This window comes from Paenibacillus pinihumi DSM 23905 = JCM 16419 (assembly GCF_000422505.1).
Classification (GTDB): Bacteria; Bacillota; Bacilli; order Paenibacillales; family Paenibacillaceae; genus Paenibacillus_D; species Paenibacillus_D pinihumi.
Window position 1 is genome coordinate 53,850 of the sequence record NZ_AULX01000033.1, and the last position, 22,856, is coordinate 76,705.

Annotated in this window: 28 protein-coding genes, 1 tRNA gene and 1 pseudogene; 29 read left to right on the top strand and 1 reads right to left on the bottom strand. The window is 49.1% G+C overall.

Annotated features, from left to right (window positions below):
• Positions 1 to 115 precede the first annotated feature (115 nt).
• From H583_RS0111900 to H583_RS0112030, 27 genes and pseudogenes are all read left to right on the top strand, one after another.
• Complete coding sequence (locus H583_RS0111900; protein WP_028560662.1) at positions 116 to 352, top strand: hypothetical protein; 237 nt, start codon at positions 116 to 118, stop codon at positions 350 to 352.
• Positions 345 to 626 (top strand): VRR-NUC domain-containing protein, encoded by a 282-nt coding sequence (locus tag H583_RS0111905; RefSeq protein ID WP_028560663.1) that lies wholly within the window; start codon positions 345 to 347, stop codon positions 624 to 626. The genes H583_RS0111900 and H583_RS0111905 overlap by 8 nt, the downstream gene beginning before the upstream one ends.
• A pseudogene (locus tag H583_RS0111915) lies at positions 623 to 1,994 on the top strand (SNF2-related protein). The gene H583_RS0111905 and the pseudogene H583_RS0111915 overlap by 4 nt, the downstream one beginning before the upstream one ends.
• On the top strand, positions 1,991 to 2,197 hold the full coding sequence (locus H583_RS0111920; protein ID WP_028560665.1) for a hypothetical protein: 207 nt from the start codon (positions 1,991 to 1,993) through the stop codon (positions 2,195 to 2,197). Before H583_RS0111915 ends, H583_RS0111920 begins: the two are co-directional and overlap by 4 nt.
• Before the next feature lie 4 nt (positions 2,198 to 2,201).
• Positions 2,202 to 2,807, top strand: coding sequence for a sigma factor-like helix-turn-helix DNA-binding protein (locus H583_RS0111925; RefSeq protein WP_028560666.1), 606 nt, complete (start codon positions 2,202 to 2,204; stop codon positions 2,805 to 2,807).
• Between the two features lie 119 nt (positions 2,808 to 2,926).
• A tRNA-OTHER gene (locus H583_RS36630) sits at positions 2,927 to 3,008 on the top strand.
• A 237-nt stretch (positions 3,009 to 3,245) separates the two neighbouring features.
• Positions 3,246 to 3,755 carry a hypothetical protein gene (locus H583_RS0111930; protein ID WP_028560667.1) on the top strand — a complete coding sequence of 170 codons (510 nt, stop codon included), beginning with the start codon at positions 3,246 to 3,248 and terminating at the stop codon, positions 3,753 to 3,755.
• A gap of 40 nt (positions 3,756 to 3,795) precedes the next feature.
• Entirely contained in the window at positions 3,796 to 4,359 is a 564-nt protein-coding gene (locus H583_RS0111935; protein WP_028560668.1) for a putative metallopeptidase, read from the top strand.
• A gap of 1 nt (position 4,360) precedes the next feature.
• Complete coding sequence (locus H583_RS0111940; RefSeq protein WP_028560669.1) at positions 4,361 to 4,771, top strand: phBC6A51 family helix-turn-helix protein; 411 nt, start codon at positions 4,361 to 4,363, stop codon at positions 4,769 to 4,771.
• A 127-nt stretch (positions 4,772 to 4,898) separates the two neighbouring features.
• Positions 4,899 to 6,140 carry a phage terminase large subunit gene (gene terL, locus H583_RS0111945; protein ID WP_245585903.1) on the top strand — a complete coding sequence of 414 codons (1,242 nt, stop codon included), beginning with the start codon at positions 4,899 to 4,901 and terminating at the stop codon, positions 6,138 to 6,140.
• Positions 6,141 to 6,143: 3 nt separating this feature from the next.
• The gene (locus H583_RS0111950) at positions 6,144 to 7,640 is read left to right on the top strand and encodes a phage capsid protein (RefSeq protein WP_028560671.1); all 1,497 of its coding nucleotides are present in this window, start codon (positions 6,144 to 6,146) and stop codon (positions 7,638 to 7,640) included.
• Entirely contained in the window at positions 7,637 to 8,752 is a 1,116-nt protein-coding gene (locus H583_RS0111955; protein WP_028560672.1) for a phage minor capsid protein, read from the top strand. Before H583_RS0111950 ends, H583_RS0111955 begins: the two co-directional genes overlap by 4 nt.
• A gap of 111 nt (positions 8,753 to 8,863) precedes the next feature.
• A complete protein-coding gene (locus H583_RS0111960; RefSeq protein WP_028560673.1) occupies positions 8,864 to 9,451 on the top strand; it encodes a phage scaffolding protein in 588 nt (195 codons plus the stop codon).
• 20 nt (positions 9,452 to 9,471) lie between these two features.
• Positions 9,472 to 10,425, top strand: a complete 954-nt coding sequence (locus H583_RS0111965) for a major capsid protein (RefSeq protein ID WP_028560674.1) — start codon at positions 9,472 to 9,474, stop codon at positions 10,423 to 10,425.
• Between the two features lie 15 nt (positions 10,426 to 10,440).
• Positions 10,441 to 10,644, top strand: a complete 204-nt coding sequence (locus H583_RS0111970) for a hypothetical protein (RefSeq protein ID WP_028560675.1) — start codon at positions 10,441 to 10,443, stop codon at positions 10,642 to 10,644.
• Positions 10,637 to 10,888, top strand: a complete 252-nt coding sequence (locus tag H583_RS32705; RefSeq protein WP_036709362.1) for a hypothetical protein — start codon at positions 10,637 to 10,639, stop codon at positions 10,886 to 10,888. Before H583_RS0111970 ends, H583_RS32705 begins: the two co-directional genes overlap by 8 nt.
• A 6-nt stretch (positions 10,889 to 10,894) precedes the next feature.
• Positions 10,895 to 11,260, top strand: a complete 366-nt coding sequence (locus H583_RS0111980) for a head-tail connector protein (protein ID WP_028560676.1) — start codon at positions 10,895 to 10,897, stop codon at positions 11,258 to 11,260.
• The gene (locus tag H583_RS0111985) at positions 11,260 to 11,586 is read left to right on the top strand and encodes a hypothetical protein (RefSeq protein WP_028560677.1); all 327 of its coding nucleotides are present in this window, start codon (positions 11,260 to 11,262) and stop codon (positions 11,584 to 11,586) included. Before H583_RS0111980 ends, H583_RS0111985 begins: the two co-directional genes overlap by 1 nt.
• On the top strand, positions 11,586 to 11,975 hold the full coding sequence (locus H583_RS0111990) for a hypothetical protein (protein ID WP_051236356.1): 390 nt from the start codon (positions 11,586 to 11,588) through the stop codon (positions 11,973 to 11,975). The genes H583_RS0111985 and H583_RS0111990 overlap by 1 nt, the downstream gene beginning before the upstream one ends.
• Positions 11,972 to 12,361, top strand: a complete 390-nt coding sequence (locus H583_RS0111995) for a minor capsid protein (protein WP_028560679.1) — start codon at positions 11,972 to 11,974, stop codon at positions 12,359 to 12,361. Before H583_RS0111990 ends, H583_RS0111995 begins: the two co-directional genes overlap by 4 nt.
• A 9-nt stretch (positions 12,362 to 12,370) precedes the next feature.
• The gene (locus tag H583_RS0112000; protein WP_081667163.1) at positions 12,371 to 12,817 is read left to right on the top strand and encodes a phage tail tube protein; all 447 of its coding nucleotides are present in this window, start codon (positions 12,371 to 12,373) and stop codon (positions 12,815 to 12,817) included.
• 13 nt (positions 12,818 to 12,830) lie between these two features.
• Positions 12,831 to 13,142: a hypothetical protein gene (locus H583_RS0112005; protein WP_028560681.1), complete on the top strand. Its 312-nt coding sequence runs from the start codon at positions 12,831 to 12,833 to the stop codon at positions 13,140 to 13,142.
• Positions 13,099 to 13,476, top strand: a complete 378-nt coding sequence (locus H583_RS0112010) for a Gp15 family bacteriophage protein (protein ID WP_051236358.1) — start codon at positions 13,099 to 13,101, stop codon at positions 13,474 to 13,476. The genes H583_RS0112005 and H583_RS0112010 overlap by 44 nt, the downstream gene beginning before the upstream one ends.
• Positions 13,477 to 16,467, top strand: a complete 2,991-nt coding sequence (locus H583_RS0112015; protein WP_028560683.1) for a phage tail protein — start codon at positions 13,477 to 13,479, stop codon at positions 16,465 to 16,467.
• 12 nt (positions 16,468 to 16,479) lie between these two features.
• Positions 16,480 to 16,836 carry a DUF6711 family protein gene (locus tag H583_RS0112020; protein ID WP_028560684.1) on the top strand — a complete coding sequence of 119 codons (357 nt, stop codon included), beginning with the start codon at positions 16,480 to 16,482 and terminating at the stop codon, positions 16,834 to 16,836.
• Complete coding sequence (locus tag H583_RS32710; RefSeq protein WP_051236360.1) at positions 16,836 to 18,734, top strand: bactofilin family protein; 1,899 nt, start codon at positions 16,836 to 16,838, stop codon at positions 18,732 to 18,734. The genes H583_RS0112020 and H583_RS32710 overlap by 1 nt, the downstream gene beginning before the upstream one ends.
• 47 nt (positions 18,735 to 18,781) lie before the next feature.
• Positions 18,782 to 19,273, top strand: coding sequence for a hypothetical protein (locus tag H583_RS0112030; protein ID WP_028560685.1), 492 nt, complete (start codon positions 18,782 to 18,784; stop codon positions 19,271 to 19,273).
• 125 nt (positions 19,274 to 19,398) lie between these two features.
• Here the strand turns inward: H583_RS0112030 and H583_RS0112035 are convergent, their stop codons facing one another.
• On the bottom strand, positions 19,399 to 19,986 hold the full coding sequence (locus H583_RS0112035) for a hypothetical protein (protein WP_028560686.1): 588 nt from the start codon (positions 19,984 to 19,986) through the stop codon (positions 19,399 to 19,401).
• 150 nt (positions 19,987 to 20,136) lie between these two features.
• On the opposite strand from H583_RS0112035, the gene H583_RS0112040 reads away from it, so the two are divergent.
• Both H583_RS0112040 and H583_RS32715 read left to right on the top strand, forming a co-directional pair.
• Positions 20,137 to 20,361, top strand: a complete 225-nt coding sequence (locus tag H583_RS0112040; protein ID WP_028560687.1) for a hypothetical protein — start codon at positions 20,137 to 20,139, stop codon at positions 20,359 to 20,361.
• Positions 20,315 to 22,856, top strand: a 2,542-nt coding sequence (locus H583_RS32715; protein WP_036709367.1) for a hypothetical protein, incomplete at its 3' end; no start/stop codon positions are given. The genes H583_RS0112040 and H583_RS32715, both read left to right, overlap by 47 nt.

A 22,856-nucleotide genomic window follows, 5' to 3' on the forward strand; every position in this document is an offset into this window, starting at 1 on the left:
TAATTAATAATGATAATAATTAACCTATATACGCATAGGTTGCACATAGGTTAAACACACATTACACACACACACACATGAAGAGTGTTACAGCTGTTCACAAGGAGGGCTTATCTTGAGCGAACCAAAATTATCCAAAGAAGATCGTGTTAAATACACAGCGTCTATCTTGGCCTGTTATCTTGCTGATGGCCCAAAACCATACGACGATGTTAAGACGCATTTTGAGCGCTTAGGCGTTAGCCGCTTTGACCTCAAAGCCGCAAGAAAGGAATTGCAAGTGAGGACTATCAACACTGGAAAGACATGGCTATGGGAAGTCCCAGTCACCGAGGATGAAGCGTATGCGTGAATCAGCTTTGGAACGAAAGGTGCGTCTGGCCGTGGAGCGGATCGGCGGGAAAATGCCGAAATGGGTCAGTCCGGGTAATCGAGGCGTTCCTGATCGAATTGCCATTTTGCCAGGTGGCCGAACAGTGTATGTCGAGATGAAGGCACCAGGCAAACCGTTGGACCCCCTGCAGCGTAAGTGGGCGAAGACCCTGACAAGCATGGGGCATACGCATTACAAAATAGATTCAGAGGCCGACATTGAGCGCTTCATTCAGGAGGTGATGCCAAAATGAAGTTCATCCCACACCAGTATCAGGAGTATGCAACACAAAGGATTCTGGACACGCCATACATTGGCCTGTTCTTGGAGATGGGCTTAGGTTAGCAAAACTGTATCAACGCTGACCGCCGTTGACAAGCTGCTGAACGACTACTTTGAGGCTGGCCGGGTATTAGTTATCGCCCCGCTGCGGGTAGCTGACGACACTTGGGCCCGCGAGGTCAGCAAGTGGGATCACCTGCAGCACCTGCGAATCAGCAAAGTTCTGGGGAGCGTCGATACCCGTCGAAAGGCTCTAAAGGCCGATGCTGACATCTGGGTAATCAACCGGGAGAATGTGGAGTGGCTTGTCGGTGAGTATGGCAGCAAGTGGCCGTTCGATACGGTTGTGATCGACGAGGTCAGCAGCTTCAAGAACCATCAGTCCAAGCGATTCAAGGCCCTGCGGCGTGTCCGGCCGATGATAAAGCGCCTGATCGGATTAACCGGTACACCAGCCCCGAACAGTCTGATGGATCTGTGGGCGCCAGTTTACCTGCTGGACCAGGGTGATCGACTAGGTAAGACAATCACGGGCTTCCGTGACCGGTATTTTAATTCATACAGTCGGGGCGTATATACGGAGTTCAAGCAGAAAGAGGAGTCAGAGAAACGGATTTACGAGGCCATATCCGATATCGCTGTGAGCATGAAGGCTGAGGACTGGCTGGAGCTTCCCGAACGGATTGACAGAACAGTGACGGTCCGAATGACAGGCAAAGCAGCTGAGCTGTACAAGAAGCTGGAGAAAGAGCTGTTGCTGGAATATTCGGATGCGGATGTGGTTGCCCAAACAGCAGCAGTTCTGAGTAATAAGCTGCTGCAGATGGCATCCGGGGCCGTATACGACGAGGAGAGAGGTGTGAAGTTGATCCATGATGCCAAACTGGATGCGCTGGAGGACATCATCGAAGCAGCCAACGGTAAGCCGGTTATGGTGTTCTACAACTTCAAGCACAGCTTAAGCAGGATCCAAGAGCGGTTCCCGCAAGCCCGGATTCTTCGAAAAGGCAAAGATGGGGTCGAGGACATACGAGCCTGGAACAATGACGAGATTCCGCTGCTTCTGTTACATCCGAAGTCTGCCGGCCATGGTCTGAACCTGCAGGAGTCGAGCTGCCGGACGGTTGTCTGGTTCGACCAGATCTGGAGCCTGGAGGAGGACCAGCAGGCTAATGCCCGCGTGTACCGGCAGGGTGTCCGGCACAACATTGTCATCCTGCGGCTGGTAGCGGAAGGCACCATGGATGAAGAGGCGGTAATGGCACTGGAGCGGAAGGCGGATAGCCAGGAAGCGCTGATGCAAGCCGTCAAAGCACGAATTGAGAGGGTGAACGCATGAGCATCGATAAACCTAAACCGATTCCCGGTTATTATGGCTATTACATCAGCCGTGAGGGTCAGGTGTACAGTCGGCGGAATAGCAAGAACGGTGAAGCGAAGCCGTTGACCACAGATTCGAACGGATTTGTCCGGATGCTGCAGAACGGCAAGCAGCGTCAGATCAAAGTGAGTGAATTGCTTAATACAACATGGGGGAGCTGAGACGATGATAAAGCAGCGAATTAAGCATCGAGTTATCGATCAATTGAGTGAGTATAGGCAATCCCTGGCCCGTATCAAAGTGTTGTCTTCCTACAGTGTCGGTGCCGGGATTACGATCAGTCGGCTGAACGAAGATGATCACCTACAGGAATTACATCGCAAATTGAGAGGGCGTCCGAGCTATATGTACCTGTCAAAACGGGAACAGAAGCTGGAGACAGCAGCACACACCCATTTGACAGAATACCCATCGGGCACAAGGGCGCAGCTTGCTGCTGTTCCAGAATTGGGCATTGATCCGGAGGAGGATGAGTTGCTGCAGGAGCTTCGTAAGAAAATTCAGAAAGTCATAGAAGCCCGTCAAGGATCTGTTGAAGGTGTTACCGGAGTATTGAACCGGATGGCTGCTTTACAGGATCTACAGGGTGAAGTAAAGCAAATAGATACGGTTCTTGAGAACTGCAAACCTGAGTATGCAGAGCTGTTGAGACTGAGATATGTTGAGCAGTTGCCGGTGGAAAGTGTGGCTGCCAGAATGCACATTACTCGAAGGACATATAATCGCTGGTTGGAGAAAGCACTCAGTGAATTTGAAAACGTGTCCTATTAATGTCCCATAAGTGGCACCAATACACAGTTTAATCGTGATAATCTTGTAACATCGAAGTAAATTTAATCAACGGCGACTGGCTATGGCTTCGGCTGTACGGAGGTCGGTCGCCGTACTTCACCGGTGTAGCTTAACGGTAGAGCGAAGAGGCGGCCGCAATAACATGACTCTTAGGTACAGGTTCGATTCCTGGCACTGGTATTAATTTCATGACCTTTTTCCTTTACCGCTTCTTCGGAGGCGGTATTTACTTTTATTGGATTACAGCCGATAATATGATAAAGGAGTAAGTGGGGGGAGAATAGAATTAAATTAGAACGTCTTAAAATTAAATTAGTAGGTATTATTAAGTTAGAAAACATTAAAATTAAACCCGAAAATTCGATAATATTACTTTTGTTGACAGTAGCCTGGTTTTTTGGAGTGGCAGTAATTTACTTGATAACGATAGCTTTATGGAATGAGACTGTAGCCGCCGGAGTTATCGGAGCTACCGGTGGTGTGGTTGGCGGAGCGTTAACCTTATTCGGCGTGAAATGGACAATAGATAAGCAAAAGTGGGATAGATTTCTAGATACCTCTCAGATCCAGATTGTCAATCTGTCAGAAATGAGTACGTTATTGTCAGACTTTATTAACGAATTTTCGGAATTAGGGAACCTAGCACCCGACCAACACGAGAAGCGAAGAATAGTTGAGAATAGTATCAGGGATAGGGCACGAAAGATATATCTTCTAGCAATGAATTCACACAGTGAGATTTTTAAAGAAGTGATTAAATTAGAAAAAGAAATAATAACAGAAGTACGTAATGGTTATTATAATTGTGAAAGTGAAGACAGTGGCATTAAAAAACGAATTAAGAATTGTTCAGAATTAGTTGATAAACGAAAAGAAGAGCTGACTGTGTTATACAACTCAATTTTAAATAATACAAAAGCACCCTAACCGGTGCTTTTTCTATTTCCTCGAAAGGAGCCAAGGCGTCATGAAAAACAAGCTATGTCATACTTGCCACAAAAGCGAAGATTGCGAGACGCCTTGTGCAGCTATCGAAGTTCTTTTTCAAATCTATGACAAACAGGATGAAAAGGATAAAGTAGCACGAATTCGCAATCTTAAAAAGCAATTGGGCATTCAGGATGCGGAGCCTAGCAAGTCTTTGAAGCGGCTTGCGGATAAGATCATCAAACGATTTCCGGAGTTCAGTATCATTCGTGAATTCAATATCAAGATTGGTTACGTGGTGAGCCAGGAACGCAAGAGAGGCGAAAAGATCATATATGCCGATTGTCGGAAGGTGCAGGAAGTCTTTAAGGCTTACCTGCCTTTTGATTTTATTATCACATTTTATGAGCGGAACACCGGATTACTCAACGAAAATCAGCAGAAGATTCTCATGCTGCATGAGCTTCGGCACATCATGATAGGCGAAAAGGGGCTTAAAATAAGGCCCCATGACATAGAGGATTTCAAAGGGATTTTAGAGACATATGGGCTTGATTGGAATGAGCCAGGCAAGGAGTTGCCGGATATTTTAGGAGGTGAGTAGGGTGCAGCAAACTGCAACAGATTTGGGAAATGAACAAAATCTCACAAGATCAGAGCAGGCGCTGCTTGAAGCTCTGCTGAATCCTGAGAATCGAATCAAAAGTGTTACAGACATTTGTAAGATTGCTAAAGTGGATCGGGCAACGTACTATCGGGCCTTTGCAAAGCCTGAGTTTGTTGTACTTTACAATAAGCGTTCCGTTGACCTGGTGAAGCAATCAGTTGCTTCTGTGCTGAATACTTTTGTCAGAGAAGCGCAACGGGGCAGCTTCCAGCACGGCAAGGTAGTGTTGGAGATGGCAGGGCTGTATGCCGAGAAAGCGGACGTAAAGCTGTCCGGCGCCGTCCAAGTAGATAACCCGCTTCAAGGGCTGACTACGGACGAGCTGAGGAAGCTGATTCGTGATGATTGATAAAGAGACAATCAAGCACTATGCCAAGATCGAGCTGGCACGCCGTGAGTTCTTCGGGTTCTGTCAGGCGATGGCTGCTGACTTTTACAAATCAGACCGACAGTATCTGATCGACCTGTGCCATGAAATGCAGGACTTCTACGAATCGGACGACGATATCCTGATCGTTAATGAGCCGCCACGCCACGGTAAGAGCCGAACCGCTTCCATGTTTGCGCAATGGGTATTCGGGCAGGATCAGTCAGCCAAGATCATGACGGGATCCTATAACGAGACGCTGTCGACAACATTCAGTAAAGCCGTTCGTAACGGCATCAGCACCGCCAAGGCCGATCCCAAGGTCATCGTATACAGCGATATCTTCCCGCATGTGCGCATTGCCCGCGGGGACGGTGCCATGAACCTATGGAGCTTGGAGGGTGGCTATAACAACTACCTGGCTACGTCTCCTACGGGTACAGCGACAGGCTTTGGTGCAACGCTGCTGATCATCGATGACTTGATTAAGAATGCGGAGGAGGCCAATAACGAGGCGACGCTCGAGAAGCATTGGGACTGGTTCACGAATACCATGTTGTCCCGGCTTGAAGAGGGCGGCAAGATCATCATCATAATGACTAGGTGGGCATCAGGAGACTTGGCTGGGCGTGCGCTGGAGCATTTTGCTGAGGAAAAGAAGAAGGTTCGGCATCTGAGCATGAAGGCGTTGCAGGATGACGGCACGATGCTTTGCGAAGAGGTTCTGAGTCGTGAGAGCTACGACATGAAGGTACGGGCCATGGGCGAGGACATTGCCAGCGCGAACTATCAGCAGATTCCGATAGACATTAAAGGCAAGCTGTACAGCAGCTTCAAGACTTATACGGAGCTGCCCAAGGACTTCATGGGGATTTACTCTTATTGTGACACAGCTGATCAGGGCGACGATTACCTGTGCAACATCATCTGGGGCGTGTATCAAAGGGAGGCATACGTCTTGGATGTCATATATACCAAGCAACCAATGGAGATCACAGAGCCCGCAGTCGCGCAGGCTCTTTTTGCGTTTCAGGTAAATAAGGAGCGCATTGAATCCAATAGCGGTGGTCGAGCCTTCGCTCGTAATGTGAAGCGGATCTTGGAGACGGAGCTGAAGAGCAATCGAACGGACGTTACCTGGTTCCACCAAAGCAAAAATAAAGTGGCGCGCATCGTGTCAAATGCAACATGGGTCATGCAGCATATCTACTTCCCGCTTAACTGGCGGGACCGCTGGCCGGATTTCTACAAGGCTATGACAGCCTACCAGCGGGAAGGGAAGAACGCTTATGACGATGCACCAGACGCCACAACAGGAGTGGCTGAGACGATGTACCTGTTAGGGGGTTAGAGAGTGGGGTGGCTAAAGAACATGATTATGAAGATGCTGAAGATCCAGCCAGCCATTGAGCGGCAGCAAATCATCATCACGGAGCCACTGAGCTACCGTACCAATGTGCTGCGCAATCGGCTGTGGTTCCGTGGAGATCCGTCCGAGCTGGAGCAGTTCGCTATGCAGACGGCTACGGACGCTGTGAGCAAGGCGCGGTTCTGGGCGGCGGTAGCTACTGAGGGCTTGCGGATCCGGAAGATACACAGCGGACTGCCAGCCATGGTGGCAGAAACGTTAAGCGATATTGTTCTTGCAGACTTCGACGGCATCGATTTGCAGCCGAAGGAGATGGCGGACAACTGGCAAGAGATCGCCAAGAGCAACAAGTTTGATGAGCTGCTGGGTGAGTCCATCACGGATACGCTGACAGCTGGAGATGGGGCGTTCAAAGTCACGGTCGATACAGAGGTGAGCAAGTATCCGATCGTAGAGTTTTATTCCGGCGATCAGGTCGACTACAAACGCAAACGGGGCCGGCTGCAGGAAGTGCTGTTTTATACAGACTACCGAGTCAAGGACAAGGACTATCGGCTAATAGAGACATTTGGCCGTGGCTATGTGCGTTGTCAGCTATTGAATGACCAGGGCAAGGAGGTGGCGTTGAACACCGTGCCCGAGACGGCGCAGTTGCAGCCCGAAATTACCTATTCCGGTGATTGGATCATGGCTGTACCGGTACGATTCTTCAAGTCGGCGAAATGGCCGGAGCGCGGTGGAAGCATTTTCGACCGTAAGAACGACGAATTCGACGCGCTGGACGAGGTTATCAGCCAATGGATGGACGCTATCAGGTCGGGCCGGGTTCAGAAGTACATTCCGGAGGATCTGGTACCGCGTAACCCGAATACCGGGGAGCCGACCAGGCCGAACCCGTTTGATAACCAGTTTATAAAGATTGGCCGCCCATTGGCCGAGGATGCGAACGACAAAATACAGGTCGTTCAGCCGCCGATCATGTACCAGGCGTTCGTGGAGAGTTATGCCAGCACACTGGATATGTGCCTGCAGGGGATTGTTTCACCGAGCACATTGGGTATTGACTTGAAAAAGCGAGACAATGCCGAGGCTCAAAGGGAAAAAGAGAAAACGACGCTGTACACCCGGGGCAAGCTGATTGAAGTCCTGAACAGCGTTCTGCCGCAGCTCGTTGATGTCGTGCTGAAAGTGAATGACACGATGAATAATCGCACAGCAGGTAATTATGAGGCCAGTGTGACGTTTGGAGAATATGCTTCACCTTCCTTTGATGATATTGTCGCAACCGTGGGCAAAGCCCGCAGCTTTGGCATTATGTCGATTGAACAGTCTGTTGAAGAACTATACGGAGATAGCTGGACAGATGACGAAAAGGCTGCAGAGGTTGCCCGCCTGAAGGAAGAACAGGGCCTGCTTGTTGAGGAGCCATCGCTAAAAAGGGATCCGCCACCTGATGAAGAGCTGGACGATGAGGATCTATGAGGAAGTACAACATCCGGAACATCTTCACTGATATGGAGCTTGACCTGATCAAGTCCATGCAGCGGAATCTGAAGCGGCATGAGGATGAGGAAGAAAAGGAAGGTCGTGAATGGGAGCAGTGGCAGCAGCGTAAGCTTCAGGACCTGCAGAAGTATCGCAAGGAAACGCAGAAGATCAGCAAGCAATATGAGCAAGAAGTTGAGCAGGAGGCAGAGGCGGGAATCAGAGGAGCGTTCAAGCGCGGTGCTGAGCGGGTAAAGAATACCGTTAAAGGGCTCTGGGACAAGATTACCGGAAAGAAACCAGCTGTTGTTCCTGAAGACGGATCCGACGAAAGCTTCTTCCGCGTTAATGAATCTCGTGTTAATGCCTTGGCGACAGCAGCCCGCAAGGACATGCAGCAGGCCAGACATGCCATGTTGCGCCAGGCTGATGATGTATACCGACAGACAATTTATAAGGCTCAGGTTTACATGAACAGTGGAGCTGCTTCGCTGAACCAGGCCATAGACATGGCGACAAGGGATTTTCTGGACCGTGGCTTTGACAGCATCACCTATGCCAATGGACGGCGGGTGAATGTAGCCAGCTATGCCGAAATGGCACTGCGGACAGCTTCCCAGCGGGCAGTTTTTTCCGGTGAAGGGGCGAAGCGGGATGAACTGGGGATCCGGACTGTGGTCATCTCGTCACACGCTAATTGTTCAAAACTCTGTTTACCGTATCAAGGCAAAGTGTTCATCGATGATGTGTATTCCGGCGGTACTTCTGCAGACGGTAAATACCCGTTACTCAGCACGGCAATAGCGAATGGGCTGTTCCATCCTAACTGCCGGCATAACATGACAACCTTCATTCCTGGTGCCAGCAGCTTACCGAAACCAGTTGATGACGAAGTGGCCGAGGCCAATTATCAGGCTGAGCAACGGCAGCGGTATATGGAGCGCCAGATTCGCAAGTATAAGCGCCGGGAAGCCGGCAGCATGGACTCTGACAACGAGGCTGCTGCTAAAGCCAAGGTAAAGCAATGGCAGAATCGTCTGCGGCAGCACTTGGCGCAACATGAAGAATTACGCCGTGACCGTAACCGGGAGCGGATAAGAGATAAATAAACTGGCCCCTGCTGAGACTGCTGGGGCCTATTGCTCGTTGGCCGGAGCATAGCGGCCTACTCCCGTAGCTGGAGAGCAGCTATAAAAATCTATGGAGAAGGATGATGAGATATGGATTGGCTGAAAGCATTACTTAAAGCAGCTGGCCTTGATGACGCAGCAATTGATGCCCTAATCGGCGATGTTAACAAGGAACTGCCGAAGCATTTTATTCCGAAAGACAAGTATAACGAAGCTGTGGAAGCCAAGAAGAAGGCTGAGAAGGATGTAACCGACAGAGATACACAGATTACAGAGCTGGGCAAGACGGCCGGGCTTAGCGAGGAGCTGAAGCAGCAGATCGCCACGCTGACTGCCGCGAACACAGCTGCAGCAGAGCAACATGCTGCTGAAATGAAGGAGCTGCAGTTGTCCAATGCAATCAAGTCGGCGCTGGCAGGTAAGGTGCACGACGAGGGTATTGCTTCAGGGCTTGTGGATCGTGCGAAGCTCGTGCTGGACGGTGACAAGGTAGTTGGGCTTGACGAGCAGGTAACAGCGCTCAAGACATCCCATGCGTTCATGTTTAAAGAGGATAAAGCAGATCCAAACCAAAAGCCGCCAGGCTTCCACGTTGGCGGGGCTGGAAATTCAACGCCACCCGCTGCAGGCGCTTCGCTTAAAGACGCTCTCGCAGCACATTTTCAAGCTAAATCATAATTTGAGAGGATGATTCACTTATGGCAGTAACACTTTCTGAAGCAAAGAAAAATGTACAAGATGCGCTGACAGCTGGCGTTATTGATGAGTTCCAAAAAAATAACTTTTTGCTGTCTAACATGACTTTTGATGACGCAGTAAGCCCAACAGGTGGCGGCGCAACACTGACTTATGGCTATACGCGTTTGATTTCACAGCCAACAGCTCAATTCCGTGCTGTGAATGAGGAGTACACGCCACAAGAGGTCGCAAAGCAGCGCTACACAGTTGACCTTAAAGTGTTTGGTGGCACTTTCGCAATAGACCGTATTATTGCGGGAATGGGCGGTATTGTCTCCGAGGTGCAATTGCAGTTGGAACAGAAGGTCAAGGCAGCCCAGGCGCTGTTTAATGATACTGTTATTAATGGAGATTCAGCAGTGGAAGCCAAGGCATTTGATGGTTTGGATAAAGCTCTTACGGGCTCCAGCACAGAGTTTGTACCTACAGATGCTATTGACCTTTCTAATGCGGAATCAATCAAAGCTAACTATGTTGAATTTTTGCATCTGCTCAACAAGTTCATGAAAAAGTTGGATGGCAAGCCAAGCATGATCGCAAGCAACAGCGATATGATTGCAGCAATTCAGCTTTGCGCACAGATGGCTGGTCGCTACCAAATCATTAAAAACGAATTCGGTGAGCAAGTGGAGGCTTACAACGGGATTCCATTGATTGATTTGGGCGAAAAAGCTGGTTCAAATGCTCCTGTTGTTGGCACGAATGCAAATGGAGAGGCGCCGCTGTATGTAGCGCGATTGGGATTGGATGGCTTCCATGGGGTAAGTATGGCGGGACAGCCTCCTGTACGTACATGGCTGCCTGATTACTCCACCTCTGGTGCTGTTAAAACGGGTGAAGTTGAGATGGTTGCGGCCGTGGCGCTCAAAGCTACCAAAGCAGCCGGTGTATTCCGCAAAATCAAAGTAGCATAAAGGAGGGGGTCATCCATGAAGTATAAAGACGATCTGTCGAACGGCTACGTCAACGGCTATTATGTAGGCATCCGTCAAGGCGGGCCGACACAGGATAAACTGGAGCCTACAGCGAACGGCTATGAGGTTCCAAGGAAGACAGTACGTTCCGGCACAGTGACACAAGATGCTAAGCAGCCGGGCTACCCGGTACCTGAAGGAGGCGGACAGGATGGCTAAAGTAATCGCACCAAATAGCCAGTATACCGGCTTGTCTGCCAGCGTTATGTTTGTAAAGGGTGTTGGTGAAACAGATGACGAATACCTGCTTGGATGGTTCGAGGAGAAGGGATACACGGTGGAACGATCGGAACCCGAGTTTGGGTTGTCGCCTGAAGATCCACCAGAGGGAGATCCGCCTGCTGATCCTGAACCAGAAGTTCCTGCTGCTGAACCAGAGAAGTCAACGAAGAAAGGCAAGTGATGCTTCATGGCCTACGCCATAGCAGATGATTACGCCAGATATGGCAATGGCAACATTCCTGCAGACCAACTGGACAAAGAGCTACAGCGTGCATCAGATCAGGTGGACAGCATGACCTATAACCGTATTGTTGCGCGAGGACTTAACTCGCTGACGGCCTTCCAGCGGTTGAATGTAATAAAGGCTGTCTGCCAGCAGGCTGACTATGCTTATCAATACGGCGATTACCTGGATGCGCCGCTTGCTGGCTATTCCGCTGGCAGCGTGAGCGTGTCTTTCAAGGCCGTGGAGGGTGCTGGAGGAGTAAGGACCACAGATGCCGTTCTGGGTCTGCTCCGGGCTACTGGGTTGTCCAATAGGGGGTTATGCTGATGCGTGGCAAACTCCCTTACCCTCGATGGATCAATAATGCAAAAGTGCAGGTGCTGCAGACAAAGTTGTCAGAGGACGGCGAACCGGTTGAGACGCAGCTGTATTCCGGTCCATGCAACTACGATGAGAAATCAAAGCAGGTTCTTGATAAGGAGCGCCGCCTGATCCGATTATCGGGTCGGGTAGTCATTGAAGGAGACATTGCCCCGGGCCAACAGATCGAAGGGCTTGTCCGCGTTGCTGGGGTCGAACGAACAATCTTCCGGACAGAGCGGCCACGAAACCCTGACGGCAGCATATTTTCGACGGAGCTGGAGCTGATGTGATGGCCAAGATTAAGACAACAATGTTCAGATCAGCTATGCGCAATCTCAGCCAGGCTCCGCTGCGCGCACTGGAGGAAACGGTTAACGGGAAGGCAGAAAGCATCCTGACCGAAATTGCCAATGCTCAGGTCGTGCCAAAGCAAACGGGCGATCTGGAGCGCAGCGCCTGGGTCGATAAGACAGGGTTAAAGCGTGGCCAAGTGAAGATTGTTTACGATACGCCTTATGCCCGCCGATTGTACTGGCATCCAGAATACAACTTCAGGCGGGATAAGAATGCCAATGCTCAGGGCAAATGGCTTGAGGCGTGGCAGCAGGAACAGAAAGGCTTCATTCGTCGCATGTTTGAAAAATTCATCAAGAAGTTCGGAGGTGGATTCATCAAATGATGCTATCCGAGATTCGCGAATGGATGAAGGCGCAGATCGAGAGCCCAAACTGGTACATTGGCAAGATTGACGGAAGCAAGCCTCAATGCATCGGGGTATATAACCTTAATGCCGGTCGCCCGCATATTGCGATTGGGGGGCTGGACAATACCAGTTACGCAGTCAAGGCAATATCCATCCTGGTACATTGGACAAAAAATGCAGATACAGCGGAGCGCAAGGCCGATGAGGTCTACGCTGCGCTATTTGGTCGTTCCGGGGTCGAGATCGGCGGCAGGCGTGTAATTGCTTTCGAGATGCGGACGCCGTTTCCCATCGATGTGGGGACAGATGACGAAGGAATCTATGAGTACGTCATCGAGACTATTATTTATTACGAAAGGTAGGGGATAAGCATGCCAACAGGTGTATTTCCTGTTCACAATAACGTTTTTAAAATCGGCATTAAGGGCCGAACATCTACAGCACAGCAAATGGTCACAATCAAGGATCTGGAGAACTTTGCGCCATCTATCGATGGGAACACAGAAGAATGGTATGCGATGGATCAGGAAGGGTGGGTCCGTAGAGCGGTTACTGGTAAGGGGCTAACGTTTAGCTTCAGCGGCAAACGGAACTACGGCGATCCAGGTAATGATTACATTGCCGGGCTGCTGCTTGGGACCGGTCAGGATGTAGAAACGAAATTTGAATGGACCATGCCGTCCGGCGCAAAACTGACTATGAATTGTGTAATCAATCTGACAACGCCAGCAGGTGGAGACTCAACCAATATTGACGGGTTGGAGTTTGAATTGCAAAGCGACGGTAAGCCATCATTCACTGCAGCTCCAACAACATAAGGAGGATGAATTCATGTCTACTAATATTAAACTTTCAGGAAAATTTTCTACAGAGCAACCTACCATCGAAATCGATAAAAAGAAATATCCAATTAATAATGGGCTTGAATCGGTACTGGCTTTTCAAGAGGCGGCCAACGCTGGACTTCGTGGGACGCTGGATGCTCTCAAGGGTGCGCTTGGAGAAGAGGCGTATGTGGAAATTGGGGTAGGTAAAATGAATATTAACAACATTAAGGTGCTATCTACTGGAATTCTGGCGGCGCAGGCTGGCATTACCTATGAGGAAGCAGCTGCCCGATTTCGAGGGGCAAAGCAGTCCTGACAACTGGTATGACTTGCAAGAGGACTGGCCGCTGATTGAGTCCAGTCTGGCCAAGCAATATGGAATCCGGATCCGGCAACATGGAGACATGCTTTGGGATGAGTTTTGCACATTGGTTGCTGGCCTAATGCCGGATACGCCGCTGGGTAGTGTGGTATCCATTCGTTCAGAGCAGGATCCCAAGACGATTAAGGCTTTTAATGCTGATCAGCGCCGCATATATAACGCCTGGCGCAATCGTCGTGCCGAGAAGCAACTGGAGGATCCGGAGAAATTGGAACAGGCCATGAAGAACCTGGAGGCTGCTATGGCCCGTATGTTTGGGGGTGGGTAGATGTCGAGCGCAGGGCGTGTAGATTTAGACCTAGGCCTAAATTACGGGCTGTTTCAACAACAACTTAACGGCATAGCAGGGACGGCCAATTCCCTTGTCGGTGGAGCTTTCAAAACGCTTGGTGGTGTTATTGCCGGCGCATTTGCTGTTGGTGGGATAGTCGCTTTCGGGAAAGAGGCGATTAACCTTGCTTCTGACTTAGCTGAGGTTCAGAACGTAGTCAACGTCACATTTGGGAGCATGACCAATCAGATTAATAACTGGTCCCAAAATCTGATTAATGATTTCGGTCTGTCCGAGCTGGCGGGTAAAAAATACGCATCCACTATGGGCGCCATGCTCAAGTCATCCGGTGTGGCCGGAGAGAGCATGAAGCAGATGTCTGTCAATCTGACAGAGCTGGCTGCTGACATGGCGTCCTTCTACAATATCAGTAACGACGATGCGTTTTATAAGGTCTTCAGCGGTATGGTCGGGGAAACAGAACCGCTGAAGCAGCTTGGTGTCAACATGTCCGTGGTCAATATGGAAGCCTATGCCATGAGCCAAGGCATTACTAAGTCCTGGCTTAAAATGACCCAGCAGGAACAGACCATGCTTCGGTATGGATATTTGCTGAAAGTAACAGCCGATGCACAGGGCGATTTTGCTCGAAACGGTGACAGCTGGGCGAACCAGATACGGATCATGTCGGAACAATGGAATATCTTCAAAGGCACTATGGGCGCCGGGTTTATCAACATCCTGGCACCTATCGTTAAGGGGCTTAACTGGATTATTGCAAAGCTGCAGATTGCGGCTGCATACTTCAAGGCATTTACTGAGCTTGTCTTCGGTGATGCAGTCAACGCGGGTGGAGCTGGCGCAGTGCCTCCGCTGGTTGATACAGCAGACGCAGCTGAGGATGCAGGTGCTGCAATAGGCAACGTGGGCGACGAAGCCAAAAAGGCGGGCAAGAAAGCCAAGAAGGCCGGCAAGGACTTCCGCTTGGCGGGATTTGACGAGCTGAACGTCTTGGCCAAGTCGGCAGCTGGAGCCTTGGACAAAGCTGGCGACGGTGCTGCAGGTTTAGGAGCGGGATTTGCTGGACTTGATGGTATCGACCTGGGAACGCCGAAAATAGAAGTCGATCCAATCAAGCAGCAGGTTCAGAATTTAATTGATGATCTCAAGACGAGATTCACAGAATTCTGGAGTGGTTTACAAGGTGCAGGATCTGGCGTATTCGACCCTCTAATTAAATCGATGGAGCCTATTAAGGCATCTATTAAATCAATAGGTAAAACCTTCATCGATCTTAAAAATAATGTATTGGTGCCCATAGCCAGCTATGTTTTGACGGATTTCATCCCATCAATCACGATGGGATTTTTGCAGTCTTTTGTCCCGGTGATTGCTGGTGAACTTGTATGGGCTTTTGATCATTTTGACCGAACCTTTGCCAACATCACCAAAGAGGCAGGGCACTTGTGGACGTCCGTCTGGCTGCCAAACCTGGATAAAGTCAAGGTTGCATTTGTAACGGCCATGCCGGCAATTGCTAGGGCTGTACAGAGCCTTCTGACAGGTACGCTTAACCCGTTTGTAGATTTCATGGCGAACGACTTTTCAATCCCACTATCAGCAGCAATGACTGAAACGTTTGTGCCGCTTTTTACCGACACACTTGTATGGGCGATTCAAACTTTTGCAGATACGGCCACAAATGCTGTAAGCCACATTAATGATCTGTGGGAAGGTACTTTGTTCCCTGCGCTGGTCAAGTTTAGGGATACATTCTTGGACGTCATACCAAAGGTTGGTTCATCAATTCAGTCTTTGTTGAACGGGACGATCAAGCCATTCGTTGATTACGCGCTCAATGATTTCATTATCCCTATTGCCGCGGCGGTTACGCAGACACTTGTTCCGATTTTTGCCGATACATTGACCTGGGCATTTCGTGAGGCTGCGACAACATTTAATTGGGCTGTCGGCCTGATCAATGATGCCTATAAAACAGTAGTCGAGCCTGTATTTAATCTGATTAAAAAAATTGTGTTGGACACACTCAAGACCGTTAAGGATCTGTGGGATAAGTATGGAGCGGACATCCTCGACAAGTTGTCTGAGACGATGACGGGCATCAGGAATCTGTTTCAAAAGCTATGGGACGATGTATTAAAGCCGATTATAGAGCCGTTCTTGGCTACGCTTCAGGAAATATGGGACGATGTTCTGAGCGGCATTATTACAAAGATCGGTGAAGTGGTCATGAAGCTGGTAGGTGCTGCTCTCGATATCTATAACAAGTTTATTAGCCCATTGATTAACTATGTTGTTGATCAGCTTGCGCCTGGCTTTACCAGAGGGTTTAATGTCATTTTGAACATCGTGAAAACGGTGATATCCGGCATTGGTACTATGATCAGCGGGTTATTGACTACACTGGGCGGACTGATCGATTTTATATCTGGTGTGTTTACCGGGGATTGGAAAAAAGCTTGGAACGGCGTCAGGGATATTTTCGCTGGCGTATTTGAATCCTTATGGGGGCTGGTAAAGGTTCCGCTGAATTTAATCATTGATGGAGTAAATGCGCTTATCGATGGGCTTAACAGTATTAGCATCGACGTGCCAGACTGGGTACCGGAATGGGCAGGTGGCGGTTCCAAGTTTGGAATTACCATTCCGAAAATACCTAAGCTCGCTAAAGGTGGCCTGGCCTACGGACCAACGCTTGCCATGGTAGGAGATAACAAAGGAGCTTCAGTGGATCCGGAAGTCGTGTCGCCTCTGTCCAAATTGGAAGGCATGATCAATAGCGGCATGCAGGCTGATCTGCTGAAAGAAATGATATCTGCCTTACAGGACATCCGGCAGACGCTGCAGCAGACAGCCAACCGTCCTGTTGTACTGGAGGCTAACGGCACGCAGCTAGCCCAGGCGACGACGCGGGCAAGCGATGATGTTTCCCGGCGAGCTGGCCGGACGATGGGAACTATTTTTTAGCGAGGTGGTTATATGCTCAAAATAAACGGGGTGGACATCGCTGTTCATCCCTCAGAATTCTCGGTTGGGGTTATGGACCTGGACGATGGTGACGCCTCCGGCCGGACGGCTGATGGTGCGATGCATAGGGACCGTGTTGCTGTCAAACGCAAGATTGAAATGACTTTCGGTGTGCTGAGCTGGCCAGAAATTTCTGCTGTACTTACGGCGCTGAGAGATCCGTTTGTAAAGTTCACTTACCCGGACCCGCAAACAGGTGGATATGAGACAAGAACGGTATATACCGGTGACCGCACGGCTGCCTATGCTGTTGGCAAAGGCAATAACATCATGTGGTCAGGTCTCAAATTTAACCTGACGGAACAGTAATGTATCCGATATCCAATTTATATGCTACCTACTTACGGGACCGGGATCGTGAGTTTGTAGCAAGGTGCGAGGTTGACGGCATTGTATATGACCGCAGCGTCATGGTTGACTTCACGATTGAGAATAGCTTGAGTCTCAGCAACGAACTGGAGCTGGGGACCGTCATTCCAAACAAACTGACCATCAAGTTTCGTATGATCGAGCAGTTTCCACCGAACGCCCGGATTGTTCCGTATTTGGGGCTGTACATTAATCCAGCATGGCAAGAAGCGGGGTTTGCTTGGCAGGACGCTGAAGTACCATGGCAGGGCGGTGTGTCAGAGTGGTTACCGCTTGGGGAATTTTTTGTGGATCGCCGCGAACGGGTAGGCGACCTATGGACGTATACCTGTTATGACAAGCTGATATTCGGGGATGTGCCGTATGTCTCCAGCCTGACATATCCGGCGACCATGAAGGCCGTGTGGGACGAGATATGCGGCCGTCTTGACTACACATATGACAGCAGCGTCCAGATCAACGCATCCTATCGAATTCCCGTAGCTCCTACAGGGTACAGTATGCGGCAGGTGTTGATGCACATTTGCAGCGCTCATGCAGCTTGCGCTTATATGGATAAGGCCGGCACATTGAAGTGGCGGTCTATTAAGGCTACCGAAAAGCCGGTATTTGAGATGTCGCCATCTGATTACATCCGGATCAAGCAGACGAACCCGGTCAAGTCCTATAGCCGTGTTGTGGTCACGTATGATGAAGAAGACAAACTGACCTACGAGGCTGGTACCGGGCCAGACAGCCAGACGATGTTTGTCATATGCCCATATGCTACACAGCAGATTACAGATAACATCCTGGCAGCCATCGATGGATACAGTTATCAGCCTGTTTCCATAACGCCGCGGGGATTTCCGCAGTTGGACCAAGGCGACCGGCTGCAGCTTGAGGTCTTTTCAAGCGTACCGTGGGAAAACGCTTCTATCAGCTGGCAGGATGCTCATTTCCCGTGGGACGGCCTATCGACTCATGAAACGCTTATCTTGCATCAGGAGTTGCGGTATAAGGGTGGCTTCAGCATGCAGGTGGAGGCTCCAAGCATATCCGAGCAGCAGAGTGAATTTGTTGTAGAAGGCACGCTTACGGGTCAGGTTAACCGGCTGGCTCAAAACTCTGTGAGGTTTGGTAAGCCCTACTATGGTGTCACACACTCGAAGGAACGCGGGATTGTTGTAGATCGAAGTGACGGTTTGGCAGACATGACACTCAACGCCGATGAATTGCGGTTCCGTGCTGATGGTCAGGATGCCCTGTGGTTTGACATTCCAAGCCGACGATTCAAGTTTAGCGGCACGCTGGAAGCCGCAGATGGGGTATTCAGCGGCACAATACGAGCCGGGAAAATCATTGGGGGCACAATCGAAGGTACAAACATTTCTGCTAGCGTAATAACTGGTAATACAATCAATGGCGGGTCTATTAATGGTACTATCATTTCAGGGGCTGCTATTTATGGCGGGGTAATAACGGGGCCGCTCATACAGACGGGAGAGTCTTATCCCAGGATTCGATTAAATTCAAGCGGAAGATTACTTGAGGCCGAATCTAGTTCAAGTAATGCACTTGTTATCAGTCCAAATGAAAGCGGCGTGCCTGCGCTGTATTTTAAAAGTGACGGGAACGTAGGGACTTATATTCAACATGTATCTGGCACAGGTTTGCTAATTAGTGTATTTCAAGGGAGTGCTACTATTAGTCCTGGCCGAGAAATCAACTTATCTCCGGGTGGAGGGTTTGATATCAGAGTACCGGCTTGGAGTAGGTTTTACGGTCTTTCTAACGGCAGGTCATTGCAACAAGAATTGGATAGCATTTACGCAGCAATTGCTGCAGTACGTAACTAATTCATGGTATAATTCCGGTAATTAATGCCATGAAGGGAAGTGTTGTAATGAAAGGAACAAAGTTGTTTATTGGTGGTATGCTGGTAGGTGCTGCACTGATGGTTTCAGTGAGCGCTGCTGCAGATAGCTTGAGTTTGATAGGCAAGAAAGTAACGAGTGAGACCGAGGTTTATCTGGATGGTAAGCCATTTGACACAGCTCCAGTTATTAACGGCACAAGCCTTGCGCCGCTTAGGAAGGCTTATGAGGCTGCTGGATTCAAGGTTGAATACCGGGATCAGAAAGTTTATCTGCAATCTCCAGTAAAGGAGGAGACAAATCCTGTGAATCAAGGAAATTCAGCTTCTCAACAAGCTGATGAGAAAAAACTGCAAGGTGAAATAGACTTCCTGAAAATTGACATCCATAAGCTTGAGTTGCAACTACTTCCTTCGTTCAATAAATCTGATGCTGAGAAAGCGGATATTCAAAAAGATATTGAAACGAAGAAATCCCTGCTTACTGAGCTAGAAAAGAAATTAGCCACACTGAATTCTTAATTGGTACAGCATTGATGCTTTAATCTTTATGCTGCTAATCATTTCCAACATCTATAGTAAATCAAGTAAGCGAAACACTCTATGATCAAGCAGAGCGTTTCGCTATTTTATTAAAAGCATTGAATTCATTCGGTATTATCATCCTGAACATTTTCAATGAAGTAATTAATGACTTGGGTTATGTTCACTTCAATTTTTTGGTTTACAACAGTAGACGGCGTATCGTCTTTTGTAATCAATAGATAGTTTTGGTACATCGTGATGATAGCCAATATCGTAGCTACGTACCATTTCCAATCTAAAACTTTCTTTTCTTCTCCTGAAGTATCAGGTTCTACAGAAGCAAGATCAGATAGTTCTTCTGAAGGATTCAGAGCTCCCAAATCAGATACAACTGTTTCTATTTTCCTTAAAGCTTCATCTGGCTTAGCTAATGGTGTATTAAGAATTGCTGGATTCGATGAAAGTAGGTTTAAAAAGCTTTGATATTCAGGCGCTAATTGAAAAGAAGCTAGTTTTTGCATCTGTTTCATAGCTTCTGAATTTGTTTGATTAAATCTTTTTAGTTGAGAAATAGTCTCCTGAAGATCTTTATTATATATTCGTGCAATTGCATTTTGTGAATTTTGTAAATTCATGTTAAACGTTCGAAAAGGGTCATGAATTGAAGGATTAAATATTTTCTTGGCTCGTTCCACTTGTTCTGAGATCATAGATAGTCGCTTAATTGTCTCTTTATCTAATAATGAGAAATGGTTATTTCGAATTTTAAAAACCTCCCTTATACGAAATAGGTGTAACAACCTAATTTCGACACAATGGGAGGTTTTTCCTTGCGAACACGCATTCTAAGGAGGTAAACAATGGCTCATATACAGCATGTACTCAAAGCAGATCTTGACCTCAGCAACCCTGTGCCAGAGATATGCGCAGTCATACAGGCCGTGGCAGCGGCGCAACGCCAACATGAGGAAGCGATCCTTCTTGGCGTCATGGAGGCCGTCGAACGGCGCTTACAACAACTGAAAGGAGATGAAAGTATTGCCGAACCGGTACGGAAACCTGACTCCAAGCAGGAAAATAAGTGATGACTTCCAGCAGATCAATACCGGCTTCGACCGTGTACAGGCAGAGATGGATACCGTCATGTCCGATACTGGCGGTAACAAGCAAGCCCTGGATACCCATGTGGCGGCGACATCGGCGCACGGGTCCACATCTGCCGCTACGTCTAACCGAATCATGCAGCGGGATGGAAGCGGGCGGGCGAAGGTAGCAGCTCCGGCAGCAGCAGATGACATCGCTCGTAAGCAAGAGGTCGATGCGGTACAGACCAATCTTAATAACCATGCAGGCAGCGGGGGCGCAGCGCATGCTGCTGCAACGGCGACTACAGCGGGATTCATGACAGCACCAGACAAAGCCAAGTCCGACGGAGCTACATCGGCGGCAACGGCGAATACACTGGTTCAGCGGGACGGTGGCAGCCGGTTTAAAGCTGGGGCTCCTGTTGCTGCCGACGATGTGGCCCGAAAGCAGGAAGTCGATGCGGTGCAGTCTGGTCTGACCGGACATATCGGGTCTGGCGGGGCTGCTCATTCTGCTGCTACTGCATCCCAAGCAGGATTCATGACAGGGTCAGATAAGACCAAGCTTGACGGGATGACAGTCGGCGCAGAGCCAAACCAAAACGCCTTTGCCAAGGTCAACGACATCAATGCCACAGCCAAGAGTGACACAATGACGATCAAAGGCGGGGTCGGGATCTCAGTCACGACCAACCCAGCGACAAAGGAGCTTACCCTGACAGCCACCGGGACCAGTACACCAGGCAAGCACGGCAGCAGCCATACAGAGTCCGGATCTGATCCTATCCCGGGAGCTACGGCTACTGAGGGTGGGTTGATGACCAAGGCTCATGTCGGCCGACTTGTAGCGCTGGAGGAGGGAGCCAAAGAATCTGCCACACTCCAAGCGCAGCTTGTCCGGGGTGTGAACAAGATAGAGACGGACCAACCCAGTCTGTTCGACGGTACGGTATATGGGCGGACGTTGGTTAACTGGGAGCCGGAAGGAAACTTCGAAAAAGACAGCAATAACGATGGTGTTGCGGATGGCTGGATATCAACGTTTGGAAGTGGAGGGCCAGGAATACCGTCCAGGACAAAAGGAAAATTTGGTGATTGGGCACAGAAGCTTATTTTTTCCACATCATCTAACCCCCGGATATATAAGAATCTTAATCTTGATTCAAGCAAAAGGTATTTAGTTACAGCATGGATCAAAGCTAAAGGGAATTCGACTCGTTTCAGGGTAGGAAATGGGTCGCACACTGCTGATACAACATTTGCTAACCTCGCAGTATCGGCGGCAGAAGATTTTGTGTTTTATAATGTTTTACTTCCTGCGAACACACCGAAGATTAACATTACCTTAATGATGCAGGATGCAGGATCAGCAGAAACTGATGAGTTCACCATTGATGGCGTTTTTGTCATCGATATCGGCTCGTCAGAAGTGTCTGAAATTCCGCTGCTTAGTAAAAACGAGTTGGAAATGAGGTACGGAAACTACATCGACGGTATGCAATCCGTCCGGGGAGCGCTGATCGAGCATCCGGGGCGTAACCTTGTTCCCCCTGCCACAAATGTCATAACACAAGCATCATCATCAACTGTTATTGCTTTAGGCACAAACTTAATTGAGTTGACCACGACGGCAGCACATGCCAATGCTTTTATAGTAGTCCCAGTAATTCCAAATCAGCAATATGCTGTGTCTGTTAATTTGGAGGGTGGAACAGATTTTGCTATTTACACTGATTCAAACACTCCTTCCTCCATTGTTGGATACGGAACTACACCAAAGACTTTCAATAGTGGCAACAATAATGCTGTACGCTTTTATATCAGGAATATTGCTGCCAGCACTCGTAGGTTTTCGGATATGATGATCGTCCTTGGCGGATTGGAAAAGCTTCCGCCGTCATTTGTTCCGCGGGAAGACCAGCGGATTATCATTGATGAGGTGCTGCGTAGCCTGCCGAATGGTATAAGGGATCAGGTGGGTATCCTTGATCGAACAGTTACACGGTTTGTCAAAAGCATTCCGCTTGATGCATCTTATACTTGGGCATTTGATACCTCCTACACGGGTTACAAGCGGATTCGGGTAGCGAATGGGAATTTTGGCGGAGTAAATGACACACATATAGCAGCGCGATTTGACGGGAAACCCATCCCTTATACATCAGTGTGGGACAGCGCAGACCAGATAAGGTTAATCAACGATTACATCTATTTGACAGTGGATAACGCTGTGAGTGGATGGATTGACAGCATTAACCCTAGCGGTAATGCTGTGAAAGCACTGCTCAATGGCTGGAGAGCTTCAACTAATAACGGTTCAACATATACCGGGTGGGTGTCTATTCTTGACGGCAGCGCACCGCCAGTTGGTACCGGACCAGAAACATATGTAATTGCAAATAAGGCTCCGGGCTGGACGAGTTACGGTACGTTGCAATACCAGCTCGCCAAGCCAGTAACCGACCCTGCGCGGATTGAGGGTGCAATCAGCCTGT

Coding starts and splice junctions, on each gene's coding strand:
- H583_RS0111990 (WP_051236356.1), top strand. CDS start 11,586: ATGGCCAAGATTAAGACAACAATGTTCAGATCAGCTATGCGCAATCTC.
- H583_RS0111960 (WP_028560673.1), top strand. CDS start 8,864: ATGGATTGGCTGAAAGCATTACTTAAAGCAGCTGGCCTTGATGACGCA.
- H583_RS0112035 (WP_028560686.1), bottom strand. CDS start 19,986: ATGATCTCAGAACAAGTGGAACGAGCCAAGAAAATATTTAATCCTTCA.
- H583_RS0111905 (WP_028560663.1), top strand. CDS start 345: ATGCGTGAATCAGCTTTGGAACGAAAGGTGCGTCTGGCCGTGGAGCGG.
- H583_RS32710 (WP_051236360.1), top strand. CDS start 16,836: ATGTATCCGATATCCAATTTATATGCTACCTACTTACGGGACCGGGAT.
- H583_RS0111935 (WP_028560668.1), top strand. CDS start 3,796: ATGAAAAACAAGCTATGTCATACTTGCCACAAAAGCGAAGATTGCGAG.
- H583_RS0112005 (WP_028560681.1), top strand. CDS start 12,831: ATGTCTACTAATATTAAACTTTCAGGAAAATTTTCTACAGAGCAACCT.
- H583_RS0112020 (WP_028560684.1), top strand. CDS start 16,480: ATGCTCAAAATAAACGGGGTGGACATCGCTGTTCATCCCTCAGAATTC.
- H583_RS0111925 (WP_028560666.1), top strand. CDS start 2,202: ATGATAAAGCAGCGAATTAAGCATCGAGTTATCGATCAATTGAGTGAG.
- H583_RS0112030 (WP_028560685.1), top strand. CDS start 18,782: ATGAAAGGAACAAAGTTGTTTATTGGTGGTATGCTGGTAGGTGCTGCA.
- H583_RS0111955 (WP_028560672.1), top strand. CDS start 7,637: ATGAGGAAGTACAACATCCGGAACATCTTCACTGATATGGAGCTTGAC.
- H583_RS0112010 (WP_051236358.1), top strand. CDS start 13,099: ATGAGGAAGCAGCTGCCCGATTTCGAGGGGCAAAGCAGTCCTGACAAC.
- H583_RS0112015 (WP_028560683.1), top strand. CDS start 13,477: ATGTCGAGCGCAGGGCGTGTAGATTTAGACCTAGGCCTAAATTACGGG.
- H583_RS32705 (WP_036709362.1), top strand. CDS start 10,637: ATGGCTAAAGTAATCGCACCAAATAGCCAGTATACCGGCTTGTCTGCC.
- H583_RS0111995 (WP_028560679.1), top strand. CDS start 11,972: ATGATGCTATCCGAGATTCGCGAATGGATGAAGGCGCAGATCGAGAGC.
- H583_RS0111985 (WP_028560677.1), top strand. CDS start 11,260: ATGCGTGGCAAACTCCCTTACCCTCGATGGATCAATAATGCAAAAGTG.
- H583_RS0112000 (WP_081667163.1), top strand. CDS start 12,371: ATGCCAACAGGTGTATTTCCTGTTCACAATAACGTTTTTAAAATCGGC.
- terL (WP_245585903.1), top strand. CDS start 4,899: ATGCAGGACTTCTACGAATCGGACGACGATATCCTGATCGTTAATGAG.
- H583_RS0111920 (WP_028560665.1), top strand. CDS start 1,991: ATGAGCATCGATAAACCTAAACCGATTCCCGGTTATTATGGCTATTAC.
- H583_RS0112040 (WP_028560687.1), top strand. CDS start 20,137: ATGGCTCATATACAGCATGTACTCAAAGCAGATCTTGACCTCAGCAAC.
- H583_RS0111980 (WP_028560676.1), top strand. CDS start 10,895: ATGGCCTACGCCATAGCAGATGATTACGCCAGATATGGCAATGGCAAC.
- H583_RS0111965 (WP_028560674.1), top strand. CDS start 9,472: ATGGCAGTAACACTTTCTGAAGCAAAGAAAAATGTACAAGATGCGCTG.
- H583_RS0111970 (WP_028560675.1), top strand. CDS start 10,441: ATGAAGTATAAAGACGATCTGTCGAACGGCTACGTCAACGGCTATTAT.